Origin of the sequence: Streptococcus atopicus (assembly GCF_049166725.1) — a bacterium.
In the GTDB taxonomy this organism is placed as follows: Bacteria; Bacillota; Bacilli; order Lactobacillales; family Streptococcaceae; genus Streptococcus; species Streptococcus hominis.
Map to the genome: position 1 here is coordinate 44517 of NZ_JBMHFC010000013.1, position 21958 is coordinate 66474.

Annotated in this window: 18 protein-coding genes and 1 pseudogene; 12 read left to right on the forward strand and 7 right to left on the reverse strand. The window is 38.1% G+C overall.

What is annotated here, in order from left to right; genetic code table 11:
• Nucleotides 1-20 precede the first annotated feature (20 nt).
• From topA to ACOMA9_RS08760, 11 genes are all read left to right on the forward strand, one after another.
• Complete coding sequence (topA, locus tag ACOMA9_RS08710; protein WP_151380496.1) at nt 21-2114, forward strand: type I DNA topoisomerase; 2094 nt, start codon at nt 21-23, stop codon at nt 2112-2114.
• Nucleotides 2115-2177: 63 nt separating this feature from the next.
• A complete protein-coding gene (locus tag ACOMA9_RS08715) occupies nt 2178-2675 on the forward strand; it encodes a phosphoribosylanthranilate isomerase (RefSeq protein WP_247906118.1) in 498 nt (165 codons plus the stop codon).
• 173 nt (nt 2676-2848) lie between these two features.
• Nucleotides 2849-4183 (forward strand): methylenetetrahydrofolate--tRNA-(uracil(54)-C(5))-methyltransferase (FADH(2)-oxidizing) TrmFO, encoded by a 1335-nt coding sequence (gene trmFO, locus ACOMA9_RS08720; protein WP_330945369.1) that lies wholly within the window; start codon nt 2849-2851, stop codon nt 4181-4183.
• Between the two features lie 92 nt (nt 4184-4275).
• A complete protein-coding gene (locus ACOMA9_RS08725) occupies nt 4276-5100 on the forward strand; it encodes an alpha/beta hydrolase (RefSeq protein WP_270774721.1) in 825 nt (274 codons plus the stop codon).
• Nucleotides 5101-5134: 34 nt separating this feature from the next.
• The gene (locus ACOMA9_RS08730) at nt 5135-5875 is read left to right on the forward strand and encodes an esterase family protein (protein ID WP_330945368.1); all 741 of its coding nucleotides are present in this window, start codon (nt 5135-5137) and stop codon (nt 5873-5875) included.
• A 19-nt stretch (nt 5876-5894) separates the two neighbouring features.
• The gene (locus ACOMA9_RS08735) at nt 5895-7055 is read left to right on the forward strand and encodes an ATP-grasp domain-containing protein (RefSeq protein WP_330945367.1); all 1161 of its coding nucleotides are present in this window, start codon (nt 5895-5897) and stop codon (nt 7053-7055) included.
• Between the two features lie 161 nt (nt 7056-7216).
• Nucleotides 7217-8185 carry a thiamine pyrophosphate-dependent dehydrogenase E1 component subunit alpha gene (locus tag ACOMA9_RS08740; RefSeq protein WP_049534051.1) on the forward strand — a complete coding sequence of 323 codons (969 nt, stop codon included), beginning with the start codon at nt 7217-7219 and terminating at the stop codon, nt 8183-8185.
• Nucleotides 8186-8203: 18 nt separating this feature from the next.
• Nucleotides 8204-9196, forward strand: a complete 993-nt coding sequence (locus ACOMA9_RS08745; RefSeq protein ID WP_247936593.1) for an alpha-ketoacid dehydrogenase subunit beta — start codon at nt 8204-8206, stop codon at nt 9194-9196.
• Between the two features lie 105 nt (nt 9197-9301).
• Nucleotides 9302-10345, forward strand: coding sequence for a dihydrolipoamide acetyltransferase (locus tag ACOMA9_RS08750; protein WP_330945366.1), 1044 nt, complete (start codon nt 9302-9304; stop codon nt 10343-10345).
• 30 nt (nt 10346-10375) lie between these two features.
• A complete protein-coding gene (gene lpdA, locus ACOMA9_RS08755) occupies nt 10376-12079 on the forward strand; it encodes a dihydrolipoyl dehydrogenase (RefSeq protein WP_421425241.1) in 1704 nt (567 codons plus the stop codon).
• A gap of 8 nt (nt 12080-12087) precedes the next feature.
• Nucleotides 12088-13077, forward strand: coding sequence for a lipoate--protein ligase (locus tag ACOMA9_RS08760; protein WP_330945364.1), 990 nt, complete (start codon nt 12088-12090; stop codon nt 13075-13077).
• 95 nt (nt 13078-13172) lie between these two features.
• Here the strand turns inward: ACOMA9_RS08760 and xerS are convergent, their stop codons facing one another.
• The 6 genes from xerS to ACOMA9_RS08790 all read right to left on the reverse strand — a co-directional run bounded on the left by xerS (nt 13173) and on the right by ACOMA9_RS08790 (nt 19995).
• A complete protein-coding gene (gene xerS / locus ACOMA9_RS08765; protein WP_330945363.1) occupies nt 13173-14243 on the reverse strand; it encodes a tyrosine recombinase XerS in 1071 nt (356 codons plus the stop codon).
• Between the two features lie 476 nt (nt 14244-14719).
• Nucleotides 14720-15544, reverse strand: a complete 825-nt coding sequence (locus ACOMA9_RS08770; RefSeq protein WP_247906129.1) for a hypothetical protein — start codon at nt 15542-15544, stop codon at nt 14720-14722.
• The gene (locus ACOMA9_RS08775; RefSeq protein ID WP_421425242.1) at nt 15537-16646 is read right to left on the reverse strand and encodes an AAA family ATPase; all 1110 of its coding nucleotides are present in this window, start codon (nt 16644-16646) and stop codon (nt 15537-15539) included. Before ACOMA9_RS08775 ends, ACOMA9_RS08770 begins: the two co-directional genes overlap by 8 nt.
• A 580-nt stretch (nt 16647-17226) precedes the next feature.
• Nucleotides 17227-18777: a signal recognition particle protein gene (gene ffh / locus ACOMA9_RS08780; RefSeq protein WP_247906131.1), complete on the reverse strand. Its 1551-nt coding sequence runs from the start codon at nt 18775-18777 to the stop codon at nt 17227-17229.
• Nucleotides 18778-18848: 71 nt separating this feature from the next.
• Nucleotides 18849-19181 carry a putative DNA-binding protein gene (locus tag ACOMA9_RS08785; RefSeq protein WP_003024506.1) on the reverse strand — a complete coding sequence of 111 codons (333 nt, stop codon included), beginning with the start codon at nt 19179-19181 and terminating at the stop codon, nt 18849-18851.
• Between the two features lie 115 nt (nt 19182-19296).
• Nucleotides 19297-19995, reverse strand: a complete 699-nt coding sequence (locus ACOMA9_RS08790) for a GntR family transcriptional regulator (RefSeq protein WP_003043005.1) — start codon at nt 19993-19995, stop codon at nt 19297-19299.
• 141 nt (nt 19996-20136) lie between these two features.
• Between ACOMA9_RS08790 and guaA the strand changes: the two genes are divergently transcribed.
• Nucleotides 20137-21696, forward strand: a complete 1560-nt coding sequence (gene guaA, locus ACOMA9_RS08795) for a glutamine-hydrolyzing GMP synthase (protein ID WP_151380488.1) — start codon at nt 20137-20139, stop codon at nt 21694-21696.
• A 162-nt stretch (nt 21697-21858) separates the two neighbouring features.
• On the opposite strand, the pseudogene ACOMA9_RS08800 reads toward guaA, so the two are convergent.
• Nucleotides 21859-21958, reverse strand: a pseudogene (locus tag ACOMA9_RS08800) (IS30 family transposase); the annotation flags it as partial.

Sequence of the window (21958 nt, forward strand, 5' to 3'; positions counted from 1 at the left end):
AGGTTTATTACTTTTAGAAGGTGTCTAGATTGGCAACAAAAACAAAGAAAAAAACAGCAATGAAAAAAAATCTGGTGATTGTAGAGTCGCCAGCTAAAGCAAAAACAATTGAAAAATATTTAGGGCGGAACTACAAAGTTTTAGCCAGCGTTGGACATATTCGCGATTTGAAAAAGTCTACCATGTCCATCGATTTTGAAAACAACTATGAGCCAGAATATATCAATATTCGCGGGAAAGGGCCTCTTATCAATGATTTGAAAAAAGAAGCTAAAAAAGCAAAACAAGTCTATCTTGCAAGTGACCCGGACCGTGAAGGAGAAGCTATTTCTTGGCATTTGGCTCATATCTTAAATCTGGACGAGACAGATAAAAATCGTGTTGTTTTCAACGAAATCACGAAAGAGGCAGTAAAAAATGCTTTTAAAGAACCGCGCCAGATTGACATGGATTTGGTAGATGCTCAACAAGCGCGTCGTGTCCTTGACCGTATTGTGGGGTACTCTATCTCTCCAATTCTCTGGAAAAAAGTCAAAAAGGGATTGTCAGCTGGACGTGTGCAATCTGTTGCCTTGAAACTCATCATTGACCGTGAAAATGAAATCAATGCTTTTAAACCAGAAGAGTATTGGACGATTGACGGAACTTTCAAAAAAGGACCTCGTCAATTTCAAGCAAGCTTTTACGGCATGAATGGCAAGAAAATGAAGCTTGCTACCAACGATGATGTAAAAAACGTTCTTTCTCATATCGAAGGTGATGAATTTACTGTCGAAAGCGTTGAGAAAAAGGAACGCAAGCGCAATGCTCCGCTACCTTATACCACATCATCTATGCAGCAGGACGCTGCCAATAAAATTAATTTCCGAACTCGTAAGACGATGATGGTTGCTCAGCAGCTCTACGAAGGAATTAATATCGGATCTGGTGTGCAAGGTTTGATTACCTATATGCGTACAGACTCCACTCGTATTAGTCCGGTAGCTCAAAACGAAGCTGCAACCTTCATTACAGATCGTTTTGGTGAGAAATATTCTAAACACGGCAGTAGAGTCCGAAATGCTTCTGGTGCACAAGACGCCCATGAAGCGATTCGTCCGTCAAGTGTGTTTAACACACCTGAAAATATCGCGAAATATCTAGATAAAGATCAATTAAAGCTATACACGCTGATTTGGAATCGTTTTGTAGCTAGTCAAATGACTGCAGCAGTATTTGACACTATGAGTGTGAAATTGGAGCAAAACGGTGTTCAATTTGCTGCAAATGGCAGTCAAGTTAAATTTGACGGTTATCTAGCTATTTACAACGATTCTGATAAGAATAAAATGTTGCCTGATATGAAAAAGGGTGATACAGTGAAACGGGTCAACACCAATCCTGAACAGCATTTCACACAACCACCTGCTCGTTATTCTGAAGCGACCTTGATTAAGACATTGGAAGAAAATGGTGTCGGTCGTCCGTCAACTTATGCACCAACAATTGAAACTATTCAAAAACGCTACTATGTCAAATTAGTTTCTAAGCGCTTTGAGCCAACTGAACTGGGAGAAATCGTGAACTCTCTGATTGTTGAATTTTTCCCAGATATTGTCAATGTGAAGTTTACCGCTGATATGGAAGCTAAGCTAGATGATGTCGAAGTAGGAAAAGAGCAATGGCAAAAGGTCATTGATGAATTTTATAAGCCGTTTGAAAAAGAAGTTGCAAAAGCAGAAACTGAAATGGAAAAAATTCAAATCAAAGATGAACCTGCTGGATTTGACTGTGAAGTCTGTGGAAGTCCTATGGTTATCAAATTGGGCCGCTATGGTAAATTCTATGCATGTAGCAATTTTCCTGACTGTCGTCATACTCAAGCGATTGTCAAAGAAATCGGTGTAGAGTGTCCTAAGTGTCACAAAGGGCAAATCATTGAGCGCAAAACCAAACGCAATCGCCTTTTCTATGGCTGCGATCGCTACCCAGATTGTGACTTTACTTCTTGGGATAAACCGATTGGTCGCTCTTGTCCGAAATGCGGTCAGTATCTTGTAGAAAAGAAAGTTCGTGGTGGAGGCAAGCAAGTTGTCTGCAGCAATGGGGATTACGAGGAAGAAAAAGTAAAATAAGTTAAAGATGTTTACGTAATTTATTTTATGTAAACTTTCTTTATATATAGCAAAGGAAACTGTATGAAAGAGAAATTTGATGAATTTTTAAAGATTGCAAAGGAATTGAACGGAATTGGAATCACTCCTTTGCTTATGGGTTCACTAGGGCTTGAACAGGTAACTGGCCACGACTGGCAAGCACGAGATATTGATATCCATATTCCAGGAGATCCTAGGGGATGGGACGCACCTGATGAGGTACGAATTTATGATTTTAAAAAGATTGAAACGATTATGAACCGGCTTGGCTACCAATTAGTAGATTTGCACGAGCACGAATTTCAAAAAGGAAATCTATCGGTTGAGTTTGGTAGCATGAATACTTTGGAAAACTTTGCTGGGATTCCTTTAGATGAATTGGTAAAACATGAAACAGCAGGGGTAATTTATTTTCTTCCTGATGCTGAACAATATCTTAAGATTTACACAGCATCTTCGCAAGATTCCTATCGAAATGACCAAAATAATGATAAGGATTTTGTTAAAATTGCTTATCTGGAAAAAATGTTAAAGAAATAGATACATGACCAATCATTATATTCTTTACACCAATGTTTTAGGATGGATACTAATAAGTTAGTGTATTTACGTTCTAAAAAGTCTCACTCGTCAGTAGGGGCTTTTTCTGTTATAATGGTTAAGAATAATTAGAAAGATTTGTGGGAGTCTCCTCCCAAAGAGGTATTTGTTTCATGTCTCAATCTTACATCAATGTCATAGGAGCTGGTCTGGCTGGCAGCGAAGCAGCTTATCAGATTGCTAAACGTGGTATTCCTGTTAAACTGTACGAAATGCGCGGAATGAAATCCACTCCTCAGCATAAGACTAGTGATTTTGCAGAGCTAGTCTGTTCTAACTCTCTACGGGGGGATTCGCTAACGAATGCGGTTGGTCTCTTAAAAGAAGAAATGCGCTGTTTGGATTCCATCATTATGAGAGCAGCAGAAGCTACGCGTGTTCCTGCTGGAGGAGCATTAGCAGTTGACCGTGACGGTTTTTCACAAATGGTGACTGATGAGGTGACAAACCACCCTTTAATCGAAGTTATTCGTGAGGAAATCACCAAAATTCCTGATGATACGATTACTGTTATTGCAACGGGACCCTTGACAAGTGATACACTCGCTGAAAAGATTCACGAGCTAAATGGTGGAGCTGGATTTTACTTTTATGATGCGGCGGCACCGATTGTAGATGTCAATACAATTGACATGGAGAAAGTTTACCTCAAATCTCGCTATGATAAGGGAGAGGCTGCTTATCTCAATGCTCCTATGACTAAGAGTGAGTTTATGGCTTTTCATGACGCTTTGGTAAATGCCGAGGAAGCACCGTTAAATAGCTTTGAAAAAGAAAAATACTTTGAAGGCTGTATGCCGATTGAGGTGATGGCAAAAAGAGGAATAAAAACCATGCTCTACGGTCCTATGAAGCCAGTTGGTTTGGAATACCCAGATGACTATAAAGGACCTCGTGACGGTGAATTTAAGACACCCTATGCAGTCGTTCAGCTTCGTCAAGACAATGCAGCTGGAAGCCTTTATAATATTGTTGGTTTCCAAACACACCTAAAATGGGGTGAACAGAAGCGCGTTTTTCGGATGATTCCGGGATTGGAAAATGCAGAATTTGTCCGCTATGGAGTTATGCACCGCAATTCTTACATGGATTCACCAAATCTCCTGACACAGACGTTCCAGTCTAAAAAACAAGAGAATATCTTTTTTGCAGGTCAGATGACCGGTGTAGAAGGGTATGTAGAATCTGCCGCGTCCGGGCTGGTAGCCGGTATCAATGCAGCCAGACTTTTCAATGGAGAAGAAACCCTGGTCTTTCCAGAAACAACTGCTATTGGAAGCTTACCTCATTATATCACGCATGCTGATAGCAAGCATTTCCAGCCAATGAATGTCAATTTTGGAATTATCAAGGAGTTGGATGGTCCACGCATTCGAGACAAAAAAGAACGATATGAAAAAATAGCAAAACGAGCGCTACAAGCTATCAAAAATTATCAAGATCTCTAGTTTTCTTTTGGAAAAGTTAGGAATTCCCTAACTTTTTTGCATATTTTATGATATAATAGATAAAAATTTTGAAAATAGAAAGTTTTCTGATAATGAATCAATCCTATTTTTACCTTGAAGTAAGAGAACATGCATTAGAAGTGCCTTATAGCAAGCAAAAGCGCCGTGTTCGAGTGCTACTCCCTAGAAATTATGAGCAAGATACTCAGAAATCCTATCCTGTAGTTTATTTTCATGACGGTCAAAATGTCCTTTATAGCAAAGAGTCTTTTAGTGGTCATTCTTGGAAAATCATTCCAACGATTAAGAGAAATCCCGACATTGAAAAAATGATTGTGGTGGCGATTGACAATGACGGTTTTAATCGCATGAATGAGTATTCTGCATGGAAATATCAAGAATCAACTATTCCAGGTATGCAATTTGGTGGCAAGGGGACAGAGTATGCGGAGTTTGTCATGGAAGTTGTTAAACCCTTTGTTGACGAGCATTATCGTACCAAATCAGACCGGGCGCACACGGCTATGGTTGGTTCTTCTTTAGGCGGAAACATTACACAGTTTATGGGAATTGAATACCAAGAGCAAATTGGCTGCTTGGGTGTTTTCTCATCTGCAAACTGGCTGCATCAGGAAGCGTTCAATCGTTATATAGAACGCCATAACTTATTAGCAGATCAGCGGATTTATATTTATGTTGGAACAGAAGAAGCAGATGACACCGATAAAACCTTAATGGCTGGCAATATCAAGCAAGCTTATATTGATTCGTCATTAACCTACTTCCGTCAGTTAATAGCGGGCGGTTTAGATTTGGAAAATCTATTGTTTTATATCCAAGCTGGGGCAGAACACAATGAAGTAGCCTGGGCTGAGCATTTACCTGATTGTCTTCGCTTCTTTAGCGAAAAATGGTAAATAAATTAATTAAGAATATGAGGAGAAAATTTATATGCATGTTGAGTTTTTAAGTCATTGGAGCGGTCATTTAAACCGTGAAATGTATGTGAATCGTTATGGGCACGCTGGAATACCTGTAGTCGTTTTTGCTTCGTCTGGTGGCAGTCACAATGAATATGCAGATTTTGGTATGATTGAGGCTTGTTCATGGTTTATCGAAACAGGAAAAATTCAATTCTTCACTTTGAGTAGTGTAGATAGTGAAAGCTGGCTGGCTGATTGGAAAGCTCCTCACGACCGCGCGGAAATGCACCGAGCTTATGAGCGCTATGTCATTGAGGAAGCCATTCCTTTTATCAAGCATAAAACAGGTTGGTTTGATCCAATGATGACGACAGGTTGTTCTATGGGAGCCTATCACGCTGTTAATTTCTTTCTCCAGCACCCCGATGTCTTTAACAAGGTCATCGCCCTCAGCGGAGTTTACGATGCCCGCTTCTTTGTCGGTGATTGTTTAGATGATGAAGCAATTTATCAAAATTCACCAGCAGATTACATTTGGAATCAAAACGATGGTTGGTTTATTGACCGCTATCGCAATGCTGATATCATTGTCTGTACAGGACTTGGTGCATGGGAACAGGACGGACTACCTTCTTTCTACACCTTAAAAGAAGCCTTTGAACATAAGAACATTCCAGCATGGTTTGCTGATTGGGGATATGATGTTTCGCATGACTGGATTTGGTGGCGCAAGCAAATGCCTTATTTTCTCAATCAATTAAACCTATGATTAGAAAGGAAACACTATTATGAACTATATCGTTATTTCACCTTATTATCCGCAAAATTTTCAACAATTTACTGTTGAACTTGCAAATAAAGGAATTACTGTTTTGGGCATCGGGCAAGAACCTTATGATCAACTAGATCAACCGTTGAAAAATGCTTTAACAGAATATTTTCGTGTGGAAAATTTAGAAAATCTTGATGAAGTGAAACGTGCTGTAGCCTTCCTTTTTTACAAGCACGGACCAATTGACCGCATTGAGTCACACAATGAATATTGGTTGGACCAAGACGCAAAATTGCGTGAACAATTTAATGTTGTAGGACCAAAGCCAAAAGACTTGAAAAAGACAAAATTTAAGTCTGAAATGAAGAAACTCTTTAAAAAGGCTGGAGTTCCTGTCGTTCCTGGTCAAATTGTAAAAACCTTGCAGGCAGTTGACATGGCTGTCAGTAAAATTGGACTTCCGATGATTGCGAAGCCAGACAATGGAGTTGGAGCAGCCGGAACTTATAAATTGGAAACCACTGAAGATGTTGAACAATTTAAACAAGAGTGGGATAAGCAAACCGTTTATTTCTTTGAAAAATTTGTTGATTCTGGACAAATTTGTACGTTTGACGGATTACTCGATTCAAAAGGAAATATTGTGTTTTCAACGACTTTTGACTATGCTTATACTCCTTTAGACTTAGTTTTGAATCATTATGAAAACTCATATTATATTATAAAAGACATGGATCCAAAATTACGTCAATATGGGGAAGCTATTATTAAAGCGTTTGCCATGAAAGAACGTTTCTTCCATATTGAATTTTTCCGTGACGGAGATGATTATATTGCCATAGAATACAATAATCGTCCAGCAGGTGCTTTTACGATTGATTTGTATAACTTTGCTCACTCCATTGACCTTTATCGTGGATATGCAGATATTGTGAATGGCGAACCTTTCCCACAACCTCAAGTCGAAGCACAATATGGCTTGGTTACTTCACGCCGTTCAACCTCAAATTATGTGTATTCAGAAGAAGAATTGCGTGTAAAGTACGGCGATAAATTAAAAGCAGTCAAAATCATGCCAAAAGCATTTGCAGACTTACAAGGAGATGTTCATTATATTTTGACAACACCAAGTCGTTCGGAAATCGATCAAATGATAGAGGATTTTGGGAAAAAGTAGAAAAATATATTTGTGAAATTTTTATTTAGTCAATTCAAATCAGCTTGCCAGCAAGGTTCGCTGATTTTTCTTTGTGAAATTGTTCAAGCATAAATTTTGACAGTATTTTTTAGTTTGGATAGAATGAAATTATAGAATTACACTCATAGAAAGGCTCGACTATGTCAACTTTAGATAAAAATCTTTTACTAGAGATGTTTCGTAAGATGGAAGAGATCCGTCGGATGGACTTAAAAATTGCCCAACTCGTAAAAAAGGGGAAAGTTCCAGGAATGACTCACTTTTCTGTTGGAGAAGAAGCAGCTAGCGTTGGAGCTATGCTGGCCCTCAATCCTGATGATTTGATTACTTCTAATCACCGTGGTCATGGTCAGGCGATTGCCAAAGGAATTGACTTGAACGGCATGATGGCAGAAATCATGGGCAAATACAACGGCACCTGCAAAGGAAAAGGTGGCTCCATGCACATTGCTGATTTGGATGCTGGAAACTTAGGAGCAAATGGTATCGTTGGCGGAGGCATGGGGATTGCGGTAGGTGCCGCCCTTACTCAGCAAATGCATCATACGGGAAAGATTGTTGTCTGTTTCTTTGGTGACGGAGCAACGAACGAAGGTGTTTTTCATGAAGCGGTTAATATGGCTTCTATTTGGAAGTTACCAGTGATTTTTTATTGTATCAATAATGGCTATGGTATTTCTGCGGATATTAAGAAAATGACCAATATAGAGCACATTCACGAGCGGAGTGCCGCTTATGGTATTCCTGGCATGTTTATCCCAGACGGGAATAACGTCATTGAGGTCTATGAGGGATTTCAAAAAGCTATTAAATATGTTCGAAGTGGTAAGGGGCCTGTTTTAATTGAAAGTGTTACTTATCGCTGGTTAGGACATTCTTCTTCTGACCCTGGTAAATATCGAACACGTGAAGAAGTTGAGGAGTGGAAGAAAAAAGATCCAATTGAAAATCTTCGTAAATATTTACTCGCAAATCAGATTGCAAGCGATGAAGAGTTAGAAGCTATCCAAGCAGAGGTTAAAGAAGCAGTGGAAGCATCTGTAAAATTTGCAGAGGAAAGTCCATTTCCACCGCTTGAATCAGCTTTTGAAGATATTTACGCGGACTAAAGAGAGGAGAAAAAGAAAATGGAAACTAAAACTATGTCTTTTCGTGACACTATTATCCTCGCTATGTCTGAGGAAATGCGTCTTGATGAAAATGTGTTGTTAATGGGAGAAGATGTCGGTATTTTCGGAGGAGATTTCGGAACATCCGTCGGAATGTTAGAAGAATTCGGCCCAGAACGAGTGCGTGATTGTCCAATTTCTGAAGCAGCTATTTCAGGAGCTGCAGCAGGAGCGGCCATGACTGGGCTACGCCCAATTGTAGACATGACTTTTATGGATTTTTCTGTCATTGCCATGGATGCAATTGTCAACCAAGCCGCTAAGACTCGTTATATGTTTGGTGGCAAAGGTCAAGTTCCGATGACAATTCGCTGCGCAGCTGGAAATGGTGTCGGATCAGCTGCTCAACACTCACAATCTTTGGAATCTTGGTTCACACACATTCCGGGTTTAAAGGTTGTTGCACCTGGAACTCCTGCAGATATGAAGGGGTTGCTAAAATCTTCTATCCGCGACAACAATCCTGTTATTATTCTTGAGTACAAGTCAGAATTCAACCAAAAAGGCGAAGTTCCGCTTGATCCTGATTATACAATCCCTCTCGGTGTTGGTGACATCAAAAAAGAGGGGACGGATGTGACAGTTGTGACCTATGGAAAAATGCTCCGCAGGGTTATGCAAGCAGCTGAAGAATTGACAGAAGAAGGCATTTCGGTAGAAGTGGTGGATCCACGTACTTTGGTGCCTCTGGACAAGGATATCATTATCAACTCAGTCAAGAAAACAGGAAAAGTCGTTCTGGTTAATGATGCCCACAAAACTAGTGGTTATATCGGTGAAATTTCTGCTATCATTTCCGAATCAGAAGCATTTGACTATTTGGATGCACCAATTCGCCGTTGTGCTGGCGAAGATGTTCCTATGCCCTATGCTCAGAATCTTGAAAATGCTATGATTCCGACAGTTGAAAGTATCAAAGAGGTTATCCGTAAGACTTACAATAAAGAATAAAACTGAAATTGATATTGGCTACAATGTTTTTTACATAACTAAAATTATGCAAAAAAATAGCTCAAGATTAAAGAACAATCAATAAAAAAAGAAATAGGAGAAGCTATGACTGATGATAAGTTAAGAGCGACCCCTGCTGCTAGAAAATTAGCAGATGACTTGGGTATCAATCTCTATGACGTATCTGGTACTGGCGCAAAGGGACGAGTTCATAAAGAAGATATCGAAAGTTATCGAGAATTCAATATTGTGAAAATTACGCCCCTTGCAAAACGTATTGCAGAAGAAAATAATATCGCTTGGCAGGAAATCCAAGGGACAGGTGTTCGCGGCAAGATTATGAAGAAGGACGTTCTGACTTTGCTTCCTGAAAATGTTAACTCAGACAGCATCAAGTCACCTGCTCAGATTGAGAAAGTGGAAGAAATACCTGACAACATCACTCCTTATGGAGAAATTGAACGCCTTCCAATGACGCCAATGCGGAAGGTCATTGCAAAACGAATGGTGGATTCTTATCTGACAGCGCCAACTTTTACTCTCAACTATGATGTAGATATGACAGAATTGTTGGCACTACGCAAAAAGGTTTTAGAGCCAATCATGGAAGCGACAGGAAAGAAAATCACGGTCACGGATTTACTTTCTATGGCTGTTGTCAAAACTTTGATGAAGCACCCTTATCTCAATTCGTCTCTGACAGAAGATGGGCAAAGCATTATCATGCACAATTATGTCAATCTGGCTATGGCTGTTGGTATGGACAACGGGCTTATGACACCGGTGGTTTACAATGCCGAAAAAATGAGTCTGTCTGAGTTAGTCGTTGCCTTCAAGGATGTGATTGGTCGGACTTTAGACGGGAAATTAGCGCCAAGCGAATTGCAAAACTCAACTTTTACGATTAGCAATCTAGGAATGTTTGGTGTTCAATCTTTCGGACCAATTATCAATCAGCCCAATTCTGCGATTTTGGGAGTTAGCTCAACCATTGAAAAACCAGTCGTAGTGAACGGAGAGATTGTTATTCGACCAATCATGAGTCTTGGATTAACTATTGACCACCGAGTTGTGGACGGTATGGCAGGTGCTAAATTCATGAAAGACCTAAAAGCACTGATTGAAGATCCGATTTCAATGTTGGTGTAAAAAAAGTTAAAATGAGAGGAAAATAAAAACATGGCCTTAGAAGTAATTATGCCAAAAGCCGGCGTTGATATGACAGAAGGACAGATTGTTCAATGGAATAAAAAAGTTGGCGAATTTGTAAAAGAAGGAGAGATCCTTCTGGAAATCATGACAGATAAAGTCAGCATGGAGTTAGAAGCAGAGGAAGATGGCTATCTGATTGCTATCTTGAAAGGAGACGGTGAGACTGTTCCTGTAACGGAAGTTATCGGTTATCTGGGCGAAGAAGGAGAAAATATTCCGACTGCTCTGGCTACTTCAGATGATAGTCCAACACCAACTGCAACCACAACTTCTAACGACGATAATAAGAGTAATGACGCTTATGATATTGTGGTTATTGGTGGCGGACCAGCTGGCTATGTGGCAGCGATTAAAGCAGCTCAATTAGGAGGTGAAATTGCCCTTGTTGAAAAATCTGAACTAGGTGGAACCTGCCTCAACCGTGGCTGTATCCCGACTAAGACCTATCTTCACAATGCAGAAATTATTGAAAGCCTAGCCCATGCAGCAAACCGTGGTATTATCATTGAAAATCCAAACTTTACTGTCAATATGGATAAAGTCCTGGAAACCAAAAACAAGGTTGTCAATACACTTGTCGGAGGCGTTGCAGGTCTGCTTCGCAGCTACGGTGTTGATGTTCACAAAGGAATTGGTACCATTACCAAAGATAAGAATGTCTTGGTGAATGGTGCTGAACTTCTTGAGACCAAGAAGATTATCTTAGCTGGTGGATCAAAAGTCAGCAAGATTAACGTTCCAGGTATGGAATCACCACTTGTTATGACTAGCGATGATATCCTGGATATGAAGGAAGTTCCAGAAAGTTTAGTAATCATTGGTGGTGGCGTTGTTGGTATTGAGCTAGGACAGGTTTTCATGACCTTTGGCTCCAAAGTAACGGTCATTGAGATGATGAATCGGATTGTTCCAGCTATGGATGCAGAAGTCTCTAAAAACCTTCGGCTCATTCTTGAGCGCAAGGGCATGACCATTTTGACAGAGACCAAGCTGGAAGAAATTGTCGAAGAAAATGGCAAGCTCTGCATCAAAGTTGCAGGAAAGGAAGATATCATAGCTGATAAAGCTTTGCTTTCTATCGGACGCGTGCCTGATTTGGAAGGCATTGGCGAGGTTGACTTTGAACTAGACCGCGGTCGTATCAAGGTCAATGAATATATGGAAACTTCTGTTTCAGGAATTTACGCGCCCGGAGACATTAACGGTACCAAGATGTTGGCGCATACAGCTTTTCGTATGGGGGAAGTAGCTGCAGAGAATGCTCTCAAAGGCAATCACGTAGTTGCTAAATTAAATCTAACTCCAGCAGCTATTTACACTTTGCCAGAAGTTGCGGCAGTCGGTCTGACAGAGGAACAAGCTCGCGAAAAATACGATGTAGCTATCGGCAAATTCAACTTCGCAGCAAACGGACGAGCAATTGCATCTGATGCTGCTCAAGGATTTGTCAAAGTGATTGCTGATAAGAAATACGGAGAAGTTCTCGGTGTTCACATCATTGGTCCCGCTGCAGCCGAGTTAATCAATGAAGCCTCTACTATCATCGAAATGGAAATCACGGTGGAAGAAATGCTCAAGACCATTCACGGTCATCCGACATTCTCAGAAGTTATGTACGAAGCATTTGCAGACGTACTCGGCATGGCTATTCATGCCCCTAAGAAAAGATAAGAGGCACTATGAAATACATTATCAATAATAGTAACGATACAGCTTTCAACATTGCTCTTGAGGAGTATGCCTTCAAGCATCTCCTTGATGAAGATATGATTTTCTTGCTTTGGATCAATAAACCGTCTATCATTGTCGGACGTCATCAGAATACCATTGAAGAAATCAATCGTGACTATGTCCGAGAGCATGGCATTGAGGTTGTTCGTCGTATCAGTGGAGGCGGAGCTGTCTATCATGACTATAACAATCTCAACTACACCATCATTTCCAAAGAAACTGAGAACAAAGCCTTTGATTTTAAGAGCTTCTCTATTCCGGTCATCAAGACTTTGGAAGAATTAGGTGTAAAAGCAGAATTTACAGGGCGCAACGATTTGGAAATTGACGGAAAAAAATTCTGTGGCAATGCTCAGGCTTATATCAATGGTCGAATCATGCACCACGGTTGCTTGCTGTTTGACGTAGAGTTATCTGTCTTAGCGAATGCCTTAAAAGTTTCCAAAGATAAGTTTGAGTCCAAAGGAGTCAAATCTGTTCGCGCTCGTGTAACCAATATCGTTGATGAATTGCCTAAAAAAATTACCGTCGAGCAATTTCGTGATTTCCTGCTAAACTACATGAAGAAAGAATATCCAGAAATGACAGAATATGTCTTCTCTGATGATGAACTAGATGAAATCAACCATATCAAGGCAACTAAATTTGCTACTTGGGATTGGAATTATGGCAAATCGCCAGAGTACAATGTTCATCGTGGTACCAAGTTTACTAGTGGTAAGGTCGAAATCTTTGCCAATGTTGTTGAGTCGAAGATTGAAAATATTAAAATTTACGGCGACTTCTTTGGTATCGAGGACGTAGTAGCAGTAGAAGAAGTTTTGAAAGGCATCAAGTATGAGCGCGAGGACGTTTTAAAAGCTCTTGAAAACCTGGATATTGCTCGCTATTTCGCTGGAATTAGCCAAGAAGAAATCGCAGAAGCGATTGTGGGATAAAAAAACAACTGACTCTCTTACATTATTAATTAGAGTCAGTTGTTTTTGGTTTATTTTCAAGGAGAATATTTTACATAAGTTTAAATATGTAAAAATCATAAGTTATCCAATGCATTTTTTTGTTCGTCATTAACAATATGGGTGTAGAGGTCTGTAACTTGAGTACTGGCATGTCCTAGCTGATGACTGACCAAAACTTGAGATTTAGTAGCATCATAAAGTCGAGTAGCCAGTGTATGGCGGAGTTTGTGAGGTGTCACTCGAACTTTGAAATCTTCAGAATACTTAGCAACCATCTTTTCTACGCTAGAAGCATCGATCCGATTTGGAACACCTCTATATTCTGTCAAAAAGAGGGCAGTGTCTGAATTTTCAGCTTTATAACGTTTAGAGCGAACCTCCAGATACCTTTCTAAATAAGCTTTGGCAAAGGCTGCAACATTGACAGAATCTCTTTTTCCGCCCTTACGAGTAACTTCGATGACCATCATTTTGAGGTTCAGATCTTTCAAATCAAGATTTACTGCCTCGGATAGACGAACACCAGACGCAAGAAGCAGTGCTATGATGGCTAAATCTCTCTCTTTATTTTTGTCAAAAGAGGAGAGAGCACGATTTGATAACTTTTTAGGATATTCTTCATCTATATAATTCAAAAATTGCTCAGTTTCTTCACCCAAAAATAGTTTTTGTTTGATGTTTTCAGCTCTGGCCGCCAAGGTTTCTTTTTGTTTTTTTGTCGCTACTTTTTTCATCACATTGCGATAGAAGTAGGGCTCGCCGCTTTCATCCTCGACCTCTTCTGTCAGGTATTTAAAGAGACTGGAGAGAGCAGAAAGGGTGCGATTAATGGTGGTTTGCGATACTCCGTTTTGCGTAGTATTAGCATTAAGCAATGGACGCTCCCGTAAGTAAAGAATAAACGCTTCCATGTCTTTTTTAGTCATATTTTCCAACACTGACAGAGGAATTTCCGCAATTTGCGACACATCAGCAATTCCAGAGTCTAAAATCCAATGAAAAAAACGATCATATTCTTTGAGGTATTCATATAAGGTTGTAAAACTGTATGGAACAGTCAATTTAGATTGATAGTATTCCAAAACGTACCAAGGCATGATGGCCTTTAGTTTTTCAATTCTTTCTAATAGTATTTCGCGTTTCACTAAGATATTCTCCATCATTTTCTATAATAGAAGTATAGCACACTCCTATATTTTTTTCAAGAAAATTATAGTTTTTCGGAAAGATGTTACAGGAAGTTTATTATATAACTGGAAAAAATTTTTCTCTAAAAAATGTACTTTATTTCCGTGAAAAATAAATCTTTCGTATACTTAAATTCTGTACATTATCTACTTGAAAACTAAAAATATATAATTTAAAACAAGCTCAAAATTGAACCTGTTTTAAATTTTCCTATAAGGAACAAAATGCTCCCTTTTTCGTCTTCGTCCTTTGCAAATCAAACAAGGCTCTTAACTGCGTTTCTCTAATAAAACCCTATCATATAAGGACATCTTGTACCTATGCTCATTATTATTCTTGCAAATCCACTAAATATTGGTTTGACTTTTTTCACTTACTTCACTGGGGTTTGCTAATAGAATATTGTTCAAGTAATCCTATTCGTTAAATAAGGTTAGTTATCAGTCCATAAATTGATAATTATATTTTCAATACTGTTATCTAACTCAGGAAATTCTTCTGAATTAATATAATCTAATAGAAACTCTGCAATAGAACTAAAAACATAGATTAATTTATTATTTTCTTGATAATATTTATTTTGTTTTTCCAACGTTTTTGTAGTAGTAACAAAAGACTTATAGGTACTAGAATCGATTTCTTGTAATTGATAAATATGTTTACATAGTAATAGATGATATTTCTTTATCCATTCTATGTCATGCTTAGAAAAAGTTTGTCTTAAATGATGACTTCTCGGATTTGTATTACAAATGGCTTTAAATTTTGTTCCAGTTTTTGTTTCATTAGTATCAGCTCGGAATAAGTAAAAATTAATTTTTGAATCTTGTAATTGATGGTACATAGTTAATGCTTCTATCATTGGATAACTGATATATAATTTACCTAAGCCATTCTCATCGTTAAAACACTCTATCAGTTCTTTCACTTTTGCAATATTTTCTTCAGTTCTTTCATCATTATGCGCATCTAAATCAAAAAATAAGTAAATTTCTGAGATTTGCTTTCGTTTAAAATTTATGATATTATCTGGATTGCTTTTTTCTAACTCTAAATCTACTATAAAAGTAAAAAGATCATATTCTTCATCGTTATCGAAAGTGTGTCTTAATTTATGATATAAAGAATAAATATTTGTTTTATAAGAATAAATTTGGTTGTCACAAAGTCCTATATCATTTAGTATCTCATTCAAAATAGCAGGTTCAGCGACTTCACCTTCAACAATAAATAACACCGTATTATTTTTTTTAATCATTGAAACTACCTGCATTATACATTTTTTCTAAGTTATGTGCACGTCGCAACTCTTTTCTTGTTAATGATGAAATGTTTTTTATACTATTATTTTGAAGCACGAAATAACAATCGGGACGGAGTAAATCATTAGACATAATCGAGGTGTTATGTGATGTAAAGACTGATTGAACCTCACTATCCCTTATTATTGATAACATTGCCTCAGAAACTTCATTATGATAAAAAGCATCAAATTCATCTACTACTAAAAATTTGATATCACTCAACTGAAGTAACCAATAAAAGAATACAAGGATGACCCGTGTACCGTGTGAGGCAACAGAATAAAAGTTAACACTTCTATTTTTAAACCTAACATTAATAACAGAATTACCTTCAGAATCTTCTCCAGGCTCTAAAATATAATTGATATCTAAATTCTGAAGAAACTTCTGTAATTCCTCTATTTTCCCAGAATTAATTATTACTGATGCAATACGCTCATTACTTGATTTAAAACCTTGATAGAAGTTTCCTTCAGCTGTTCCTGAGCCGAAATAAAGCATACCTTCAACAAAATGACGGAATTGTATAAATATTTTATTTTGAATATCAGTAGAGTCTAAATTAGTATTTGTAAAAATATATTTAACAAAAGATAATGAAATATCTCTCTCACTAACATTGAGAGTCTCGGCTCCTTTCAATAAAACAAAACGTTCATTTTCGATAAAGTTTTCAAATATAATTATTTTGTCGTCAATTGAGATGACTTCATCAAAAACCCTCGACATACTTTCTTTTTTATAAGAATATGTCACCTTATGATTATCAAAAAGAAATTCATAATAAAACTCGGCAAACTCAGTCCTGCTATTCAGATTCTTATAAGGATTATAGTGCTGTTCTTGCCTTTTGAAATCAGTTAGATGTGTTGTAATATCCATAATAGCATAAGTAAAATTAGACTTACCAGTACCATTATTTCCATATATAATAGAATTTTTAACTATATCATTTTTAACAGCTTGCTGGCTAAAAGTATACTTACCAGAAGTTAAATTCCATTCAAGTGTATCTTCGAAATTTTTAAAATTTTTAACTCTGAATTTTTGTAGCATAACTATTCTCCCGTATTTTTTTTACGTTTTCTAAAAGTATACCATTTTTGTTGTTAATTTTCTATAGAATTATTCAAAAATGTAATTAGCGGATCCAGTTATTTAAGCCCTCCTTCGACCTTTAATAACTTTTTTAGGTAATATCATTAAAATTCTTTAAAGAAGGGATACAATGACATTCAATTCATACAAAAATTTCATTTTAACTACCAATTGCTCTAACACTCCTTAGTTCAATTTTTAATAAGATTTAAAAATGTACTTTATTTCCAACTTATTCTTACGACTTCATAACCACCAAAATATACAATTGAACCTACTATATAATCGCCATGATATACTACTCAAAATGTACATTATTCACCCTAAAATAATGTACAAATCAAAAATAAAGTACACTTTTTAAATAATGTACTTTATGTTTCTAATTCAGTTGTATCAATAGTTTAGCCCTTGTTAAGTCAATTGTACATAAACTTTTAGTTTTTTATACAATACCTCTATTCAGTGATTACAATTATGCAAATATACAAAAAACAAGCCGTTCCTTTAAATTAAGCGACTTGTTTTTTGCGTTTGTTTATTTCCGTTTTTTCTTAGCCTTTTTCATTTTATTTGCCATGCGTTTCATGGCTTGTTTGGTTGCAAATTCACCAATTTTTCCTTTAAGTCCGCCACCAAACATCTGGCTCATATCAGGATCCCCAGCTCCTCCTAAAGCGGACATGTCCATATTTTGAAGGGCTGACATATCCATGCTGTTCATATTTGGCATATTTTTCGGTAAATTGTTAGGATTGAGGCCCATTTGCTTCATCATTTTATTCATATCACCAGACATGACACCTTGCATGACTTGTTTCGCTTGGTTAAAGTCTTTGATAAATTTGTTGACTTCGACAAAGCTATTACCAGAACCTGCAGCAATCCGACGGCGACGACTTGGATTAAGGAGGTCGGGATTTTCCCGCTCGGTAGGTGTCATAGATGAAACAATGGCACGTTTGCGGGCGATTTCGTTTTCATCTACCTTAAAATTCTTCATAGCAGGATTGTTAGCCATGCCAGGAATCATCTTTAACAAATCTTCCATTGGTCCCATATTTTGTACTTGATCCAGCTGGTCAATGAAATCGTTGAAATCAAAGGTGTTTTCTCGCATTTTTTCAGCCATCTCAAGCGATTTTTGCTCATCATACTCCTGAGAAGCTTTTTCAATCAAGGTCAACATATCTCCCATGCCCAAAATACGGCTAGACATCCGATCTGGGTGGAAAGTTTCAATATCGGTAATCTTTTCACCAGTACCAGTGAACTTGATTGGTTTACCAGTAATTTGACGGACAGATAAAGCTGCACCGCCACGTGTATCGCCATCAATCTTAGTCAGAATAACCCCAGTCACTTCCAACTGAGCGTTGAATTCGCGAGCTACATTGGCGGCTTCTTGACCAATCATAGCATCTACGACCAAGAGGATTTCATTTGGTTGAGCCAGCGCTTTGACATCGCGCAGCTCATTCATGAGCTTTTCATCAATTTGTAAACGACCTGCCGTATCAATCAAGACATAGTCATTGTGATTAGCCTTTGCTTGCTCCAGACCTTGACGAACAATCTCTACTGCTGGTACTTCTGTGCCTAGTGAAAAGACTGGTACATCGATTTGCTGACCAAGAGTTGTAAGCTGGTCAATGGCCGCCGGACGATAAATATCAGCAGCTATCATCAAAGGACGAGCGCCTTCTTCCTTCTTGAGTTTATTGGCCAACTTTCCGGCAAACGTAGTCTTACCAGCACCTTGAAGACCGACCATCATGATAATAGTCGGGATTTTTGGAGATTTGATAATTTCTGCCGTATCAGAGCCTAATACAGCGGTCAATTCTTCATCAACAATCTTGATGATTTGTTGAGCAGGATTTAGTGTATCAATGACTTCGTGTCCGACAGCGCGCTCACGAACTTTCTTGATAAAGTCTTTAACAACTGGCAAAGCTACATCGGCTTCCAAGAGTGCCAAACGAATCTCTTTGGTCGCTTCTTGAACATCACTCTCTGAAATTTTGCCCTTGCGACGCAGATTTTTAAAAACGTTCTGTAAACGTTCAGTTAAACTTTCAAATGCCATAAATTTTATTTCTCCTAGTTAATTTCTATGTATTGGTTATTGATTTTTGGTATTTTTGAGTCGACAATTCACTATTCTCGATTGTCAATACTGGATAAAATCGAAATTTGCTCTTGTAAATAGGTGTCATCTGCATACTTTTCCATTATTTGATCAAAAATCTGACTTCTGACGATATAATCTGAATACATGTGCAGTTTCATTTCGTAGTCTTCGAGAATCTTTTCTGTTCGTTTGATATTGTCATAAACAGCCTGACGACTAACTTGAAATTCTTCAGCAATCTCAGCTAGACTATAATCATCCGCATAGTAAAGCTCGATATAATTCATTTGTTTATCTGTTAAAAGCGCTGCATAAAACTCAAAAAGAGCATTCATTCGATTGGTTTTTTCAATTTCCATAAGAAATATTATATCAAAAAATACAGATAAACTCTACTAGCGAAGAGTTTTACTCACTAAAAAACACTCTTAAATTAGCAAGGGTGTTTACGTATATAAAATTATGTAAAACAAATCAATTATTTTCCAAATAAAATTCAAACCGTTCTCCCACATATTGACTTTTAACATATTCAAAAGCGGTACCGTTATCAAAATAAGAAATCTGTGTCAAACCAAGAATGGCATGTCCTCTAGGGATTTCTAGATAATGTGCAATCTTTTCTTTGGCAAGACGAGCATAAATGGTCTGTTGAGATTTTCCGATTTTATAGCCGTGCTCTTGCAAGGTTTGGAAAAAATGCTTCGTAATTTCTTCTTTATTAAAGTTTTTGATGAATTTCTCTGGAATGGAAGCGACTTCATAAACTACGGGAATATTATCTGCATACCGTACCCGCTCCATTCGGACAACATTTTCCGTCTTTTCAATTCCTAATTTTTCGACCTCTTCTTTATTTGGCAGTGTTCGACGGTAAGAAATCAGTTGGCTTGAAGGTGTCTTGCCTTGGGATTTGATGATTTCTGTAAAGCTGGTTGTGCCACGCATCTTTTCTTGAACTCGCGTACTGGCTACAAATGTACCACTTCCCATACGACGTTCCAGCACTCCTTCTTCTACTAAAAGAGTGATTGCCTGACGAAGTGTCATGCGACTAACCTCAAATTGTTCAGCTAAATCGCGCTCGCTTGGCAGACGTTGCCCGATTTTCCAAATTTCCTCGTCAATTTCTTTTTTTATTTGATCGTGAATTTTAATATAGGCTGGAAGCATAGTAACCCCTTTCAAGAATGGTTTCCTCTCTTCATTGTATTATCAATTGAAATAAAAGTCAATCGCTACTTAATGTTATTGGAAAAAGTCTCTATTTTGTGTTAGAATAAACAAAGAAGTTTCATTTGAGAAAGGAAAGAAATGGCAACTACAACTGAATTGCAAGATATTGAAAGAATCATTGTATTGGATTATGGCAGCCAATATAATCAGCTCATCTCACGCCGTATTCGGGAGATTGGTGTTTTTTCTGAGCTAAAAAGCAATAAAATCACAGCCGCTGAAGTTCGCGAGATAAATCCGATCGGAATTATCCTGTCTGGTGGACCAAATTCTGTCTATGAAGAAGGCTCATTTGATCTTGACCCTGAAATTTTAGAATTGGGTATTCCAATTCTAGGGATTTGTTATGGAATGCAGCTTTTGACTCACAAATTAGGTGGGAAAGTTGTACCTGCTGGAAATGCCGGAAACCGTGAGTATGGGCAATCAGAGCTTATTCATACTGATTCACAGCTTTTTGCAAGCACTCCTGAAAAACAAATCGTTCTTATGAGTCACGGAGATGCTGTTACCGAAATTCCTCAAGGATTCGTACGAACTGGAACTTCTGCTGACTGTCCATTTGCAGCTATTGAAAATCCAGCTAAGAAAATCTATGGTATCCAATTCCACCCTGAAGTACGTCATTCTGTTTATGGGTATGACATTCTACGCAATTTTGCTTTGAATATTTGTGGCGCCAAAGGCGACTGGTCAATGGATAACTTTATTGAAATGCAAATCAAGCGAATTCGAGAAACGGTTGGCGATAAACGTGTTCTTCTTGGGCTCTCAGGCGGCGTTGATTCATCAGTTGTTGGCGTTCTCCTTCAAAAAGCTATCGGAGACCAGCTTATCTGTATCTTTGTAGATCATGGATTGCTCCGTAAGGGCGAAGCAGATCAAGTCATGGATTCTCTTGGCGGGAAATTCGGTCTTAATATCATCAAAGCAGACGCTGCTAAACGTTTCCTTGATAAATTAGCTGGTGTTTCTGATCCAGAGCAAAAGCGTAAAATCATCGGCAATGAATTTGTGTATGTCTTTGATGATGAAGCAAGTAAGCTAAAAGATGTAAAATTCCTCGCACAAGGAACACTTTATACTGATGTGATTGAGTCTGGTACAGATACTGCTCAAACAATCAAATCGCACCACAACGTTGGTGGACTTCCCGAAGACATGCAGTTCAAACTGATTGAACCACTCAATACACTTTATAAAGACGAAGTTCGTGCACTTGGTACAGAACTTGGTATGCCGGATGAAATCGTTTGGCGTCAGCCATTCCCAGGTCCAGGGCTTGCTATTCGCATTATGGGTGAAATTACAGAAGAAAAACTCACAACTGTACGTGAATCCGATGCCATTCTCCGTGAAGAAATCGTGAAAGCTGGACTCGATCGTGATATCTGGCAATACTTCACTGTAAATACTGGTGTTCGTTCAGTAGGTGTTATGGGTGATGGTCGAACTTATGATTATACCATTGCTATTCGTGCTATTACTTCTATTGATGGAATGACAGCAGATTTTGCTAAAGTCCCTTGGGAAGTACTACAAAAAATCTCTGTTCGTATCGTCAATGAAGTAGACCATGTCAACCGCATTGTCTACGATATCACTAGCAAACCACCAGCAACGGTCGAGTGGGAATGATTTATAAACATGATTTGAAGTGAAATGGTTGATTTAACAGCATTTTCAGTTGTTATAAAAGGTTAAAAATCAATCAAAATTGATTGGTTCCCCACCAAAAATCCCACCAGAAATATTCTGATGGGATTTTTTTATGATAAATTGCAAGAATAAGTGCAACATTTACTCTAACTCATCCACTAGAGCTTCACAAGCCGTTCTGTAAGCTAAACATTTTCGTGGTCGGTGATTGATATCATATAAGGCCTTGTTCAAAGCCTCA

Coding starts and splice junctions, on each gene's coding strand:
- ACOMA9_RS08715 (WP_247906118.1), top strand. CDS start 2,178: ATGAAAGAGAAATTTGATGAATTTTTAAAGATTGCAAAGGAATTGAAC.
- trmFO (WP_330945369.1), top strand. CDS start 2,849: ATGTCTCAATCTTACATCAATGTCATAGGAGCTGGTCTGGCTGGCAGC.
- ACOMA9_RS08725 (WP_270774721.1), top strand. CDS start 4,276: ATGAATCAATCCTATTTTTACCTTGAAGTAAGAGAACATGCATTAGAA.
- ACOMA9_RS08730 (WP_330945368.1), top strand. CDS start 5,135: ATGCATGTTGAGTTTTTAAGTCATTGGAGCGGTCATTTAAACCGTGAA.
- ACOMA9_RS08735 (WP_330945367.1), top strand. CDS start 5,895: ATGAACTATATCGTTATTTCACCTTATTATCCGCAAAATTTTCAACAA.
- ACOMA9_RS08740 (WP_049534051.1), top strand. CDS start 7,217: ATGTCAACTTTAGATAAAAATCTTTTACTAGAGATGTTTCGTAAGATG.
- ACOMA9_RS08745 (WP_247936593.1), top strand. CDS start 8,204: ATGGAAACTAAAACTATGTCTTTTCGTGACACTATTATCCTCGCTATG.
- ACOMA9_RS08750 (WP_330945366.1), top strand. CDS start 9,302: ATGACTGATGATAAGTTAAGAGCGACCCCTGCTGCTAGAAAATTAGCA.
- lpdA (WP_421425241.1), top strand. CDS start 10,376: ATGGCCTTAGAAGTAATTATGCCAAAAGCCGGCGTTGATATGACAGAA.
- ACOMA9_RS08760 (WP_330945364.1), top strand. CDS start 12,088: ATGAAATACATTATCAATAATAGTAACGATACAGCTTTCAACATTGCT.
- ACOMA9_RS08770 (WP_247906129.1), bottom strand. CDS start 15,544: ATGATTAAAAAAAATAATACGGTGTTATTTATTGTTGAAGGTGAAGTC.
- ACOMA9_RS08775 (WP_421425242.1), bottom strand. CDS start 16,646: ATGCTACAAAAATTCAGAGTTAAAAATTTTAAAAATTTCGAAGATACA.
- ffh (WP_247906131.1), bottom strand. CDS start 18,777: ATGGCATTTGAAAGTTTAACTGAACGTTTACAGAACGTTTTTAAAAAT.
- ACOMA9_RS08785 (WP_003024506.1), bottom strand. CDS start 19,181: ATGGAAATTGAAAAAACCAATCGAATGAATGCTCTTTTTGAGTTTTAT.
- ACOMA9_RS08790 (WP_003043005.1), bottom strand. CDS start 19,995: ATGCTTCCAGCCTATATTAAAATTCACGATCAAATAAAAAAAGAAATT.
- guaA (WP_151380488.1), top strand. CDS start 20,137: ATGGCAACTACAACTGAATTGCAAGATATTGAAAGAATCATTGTATTG.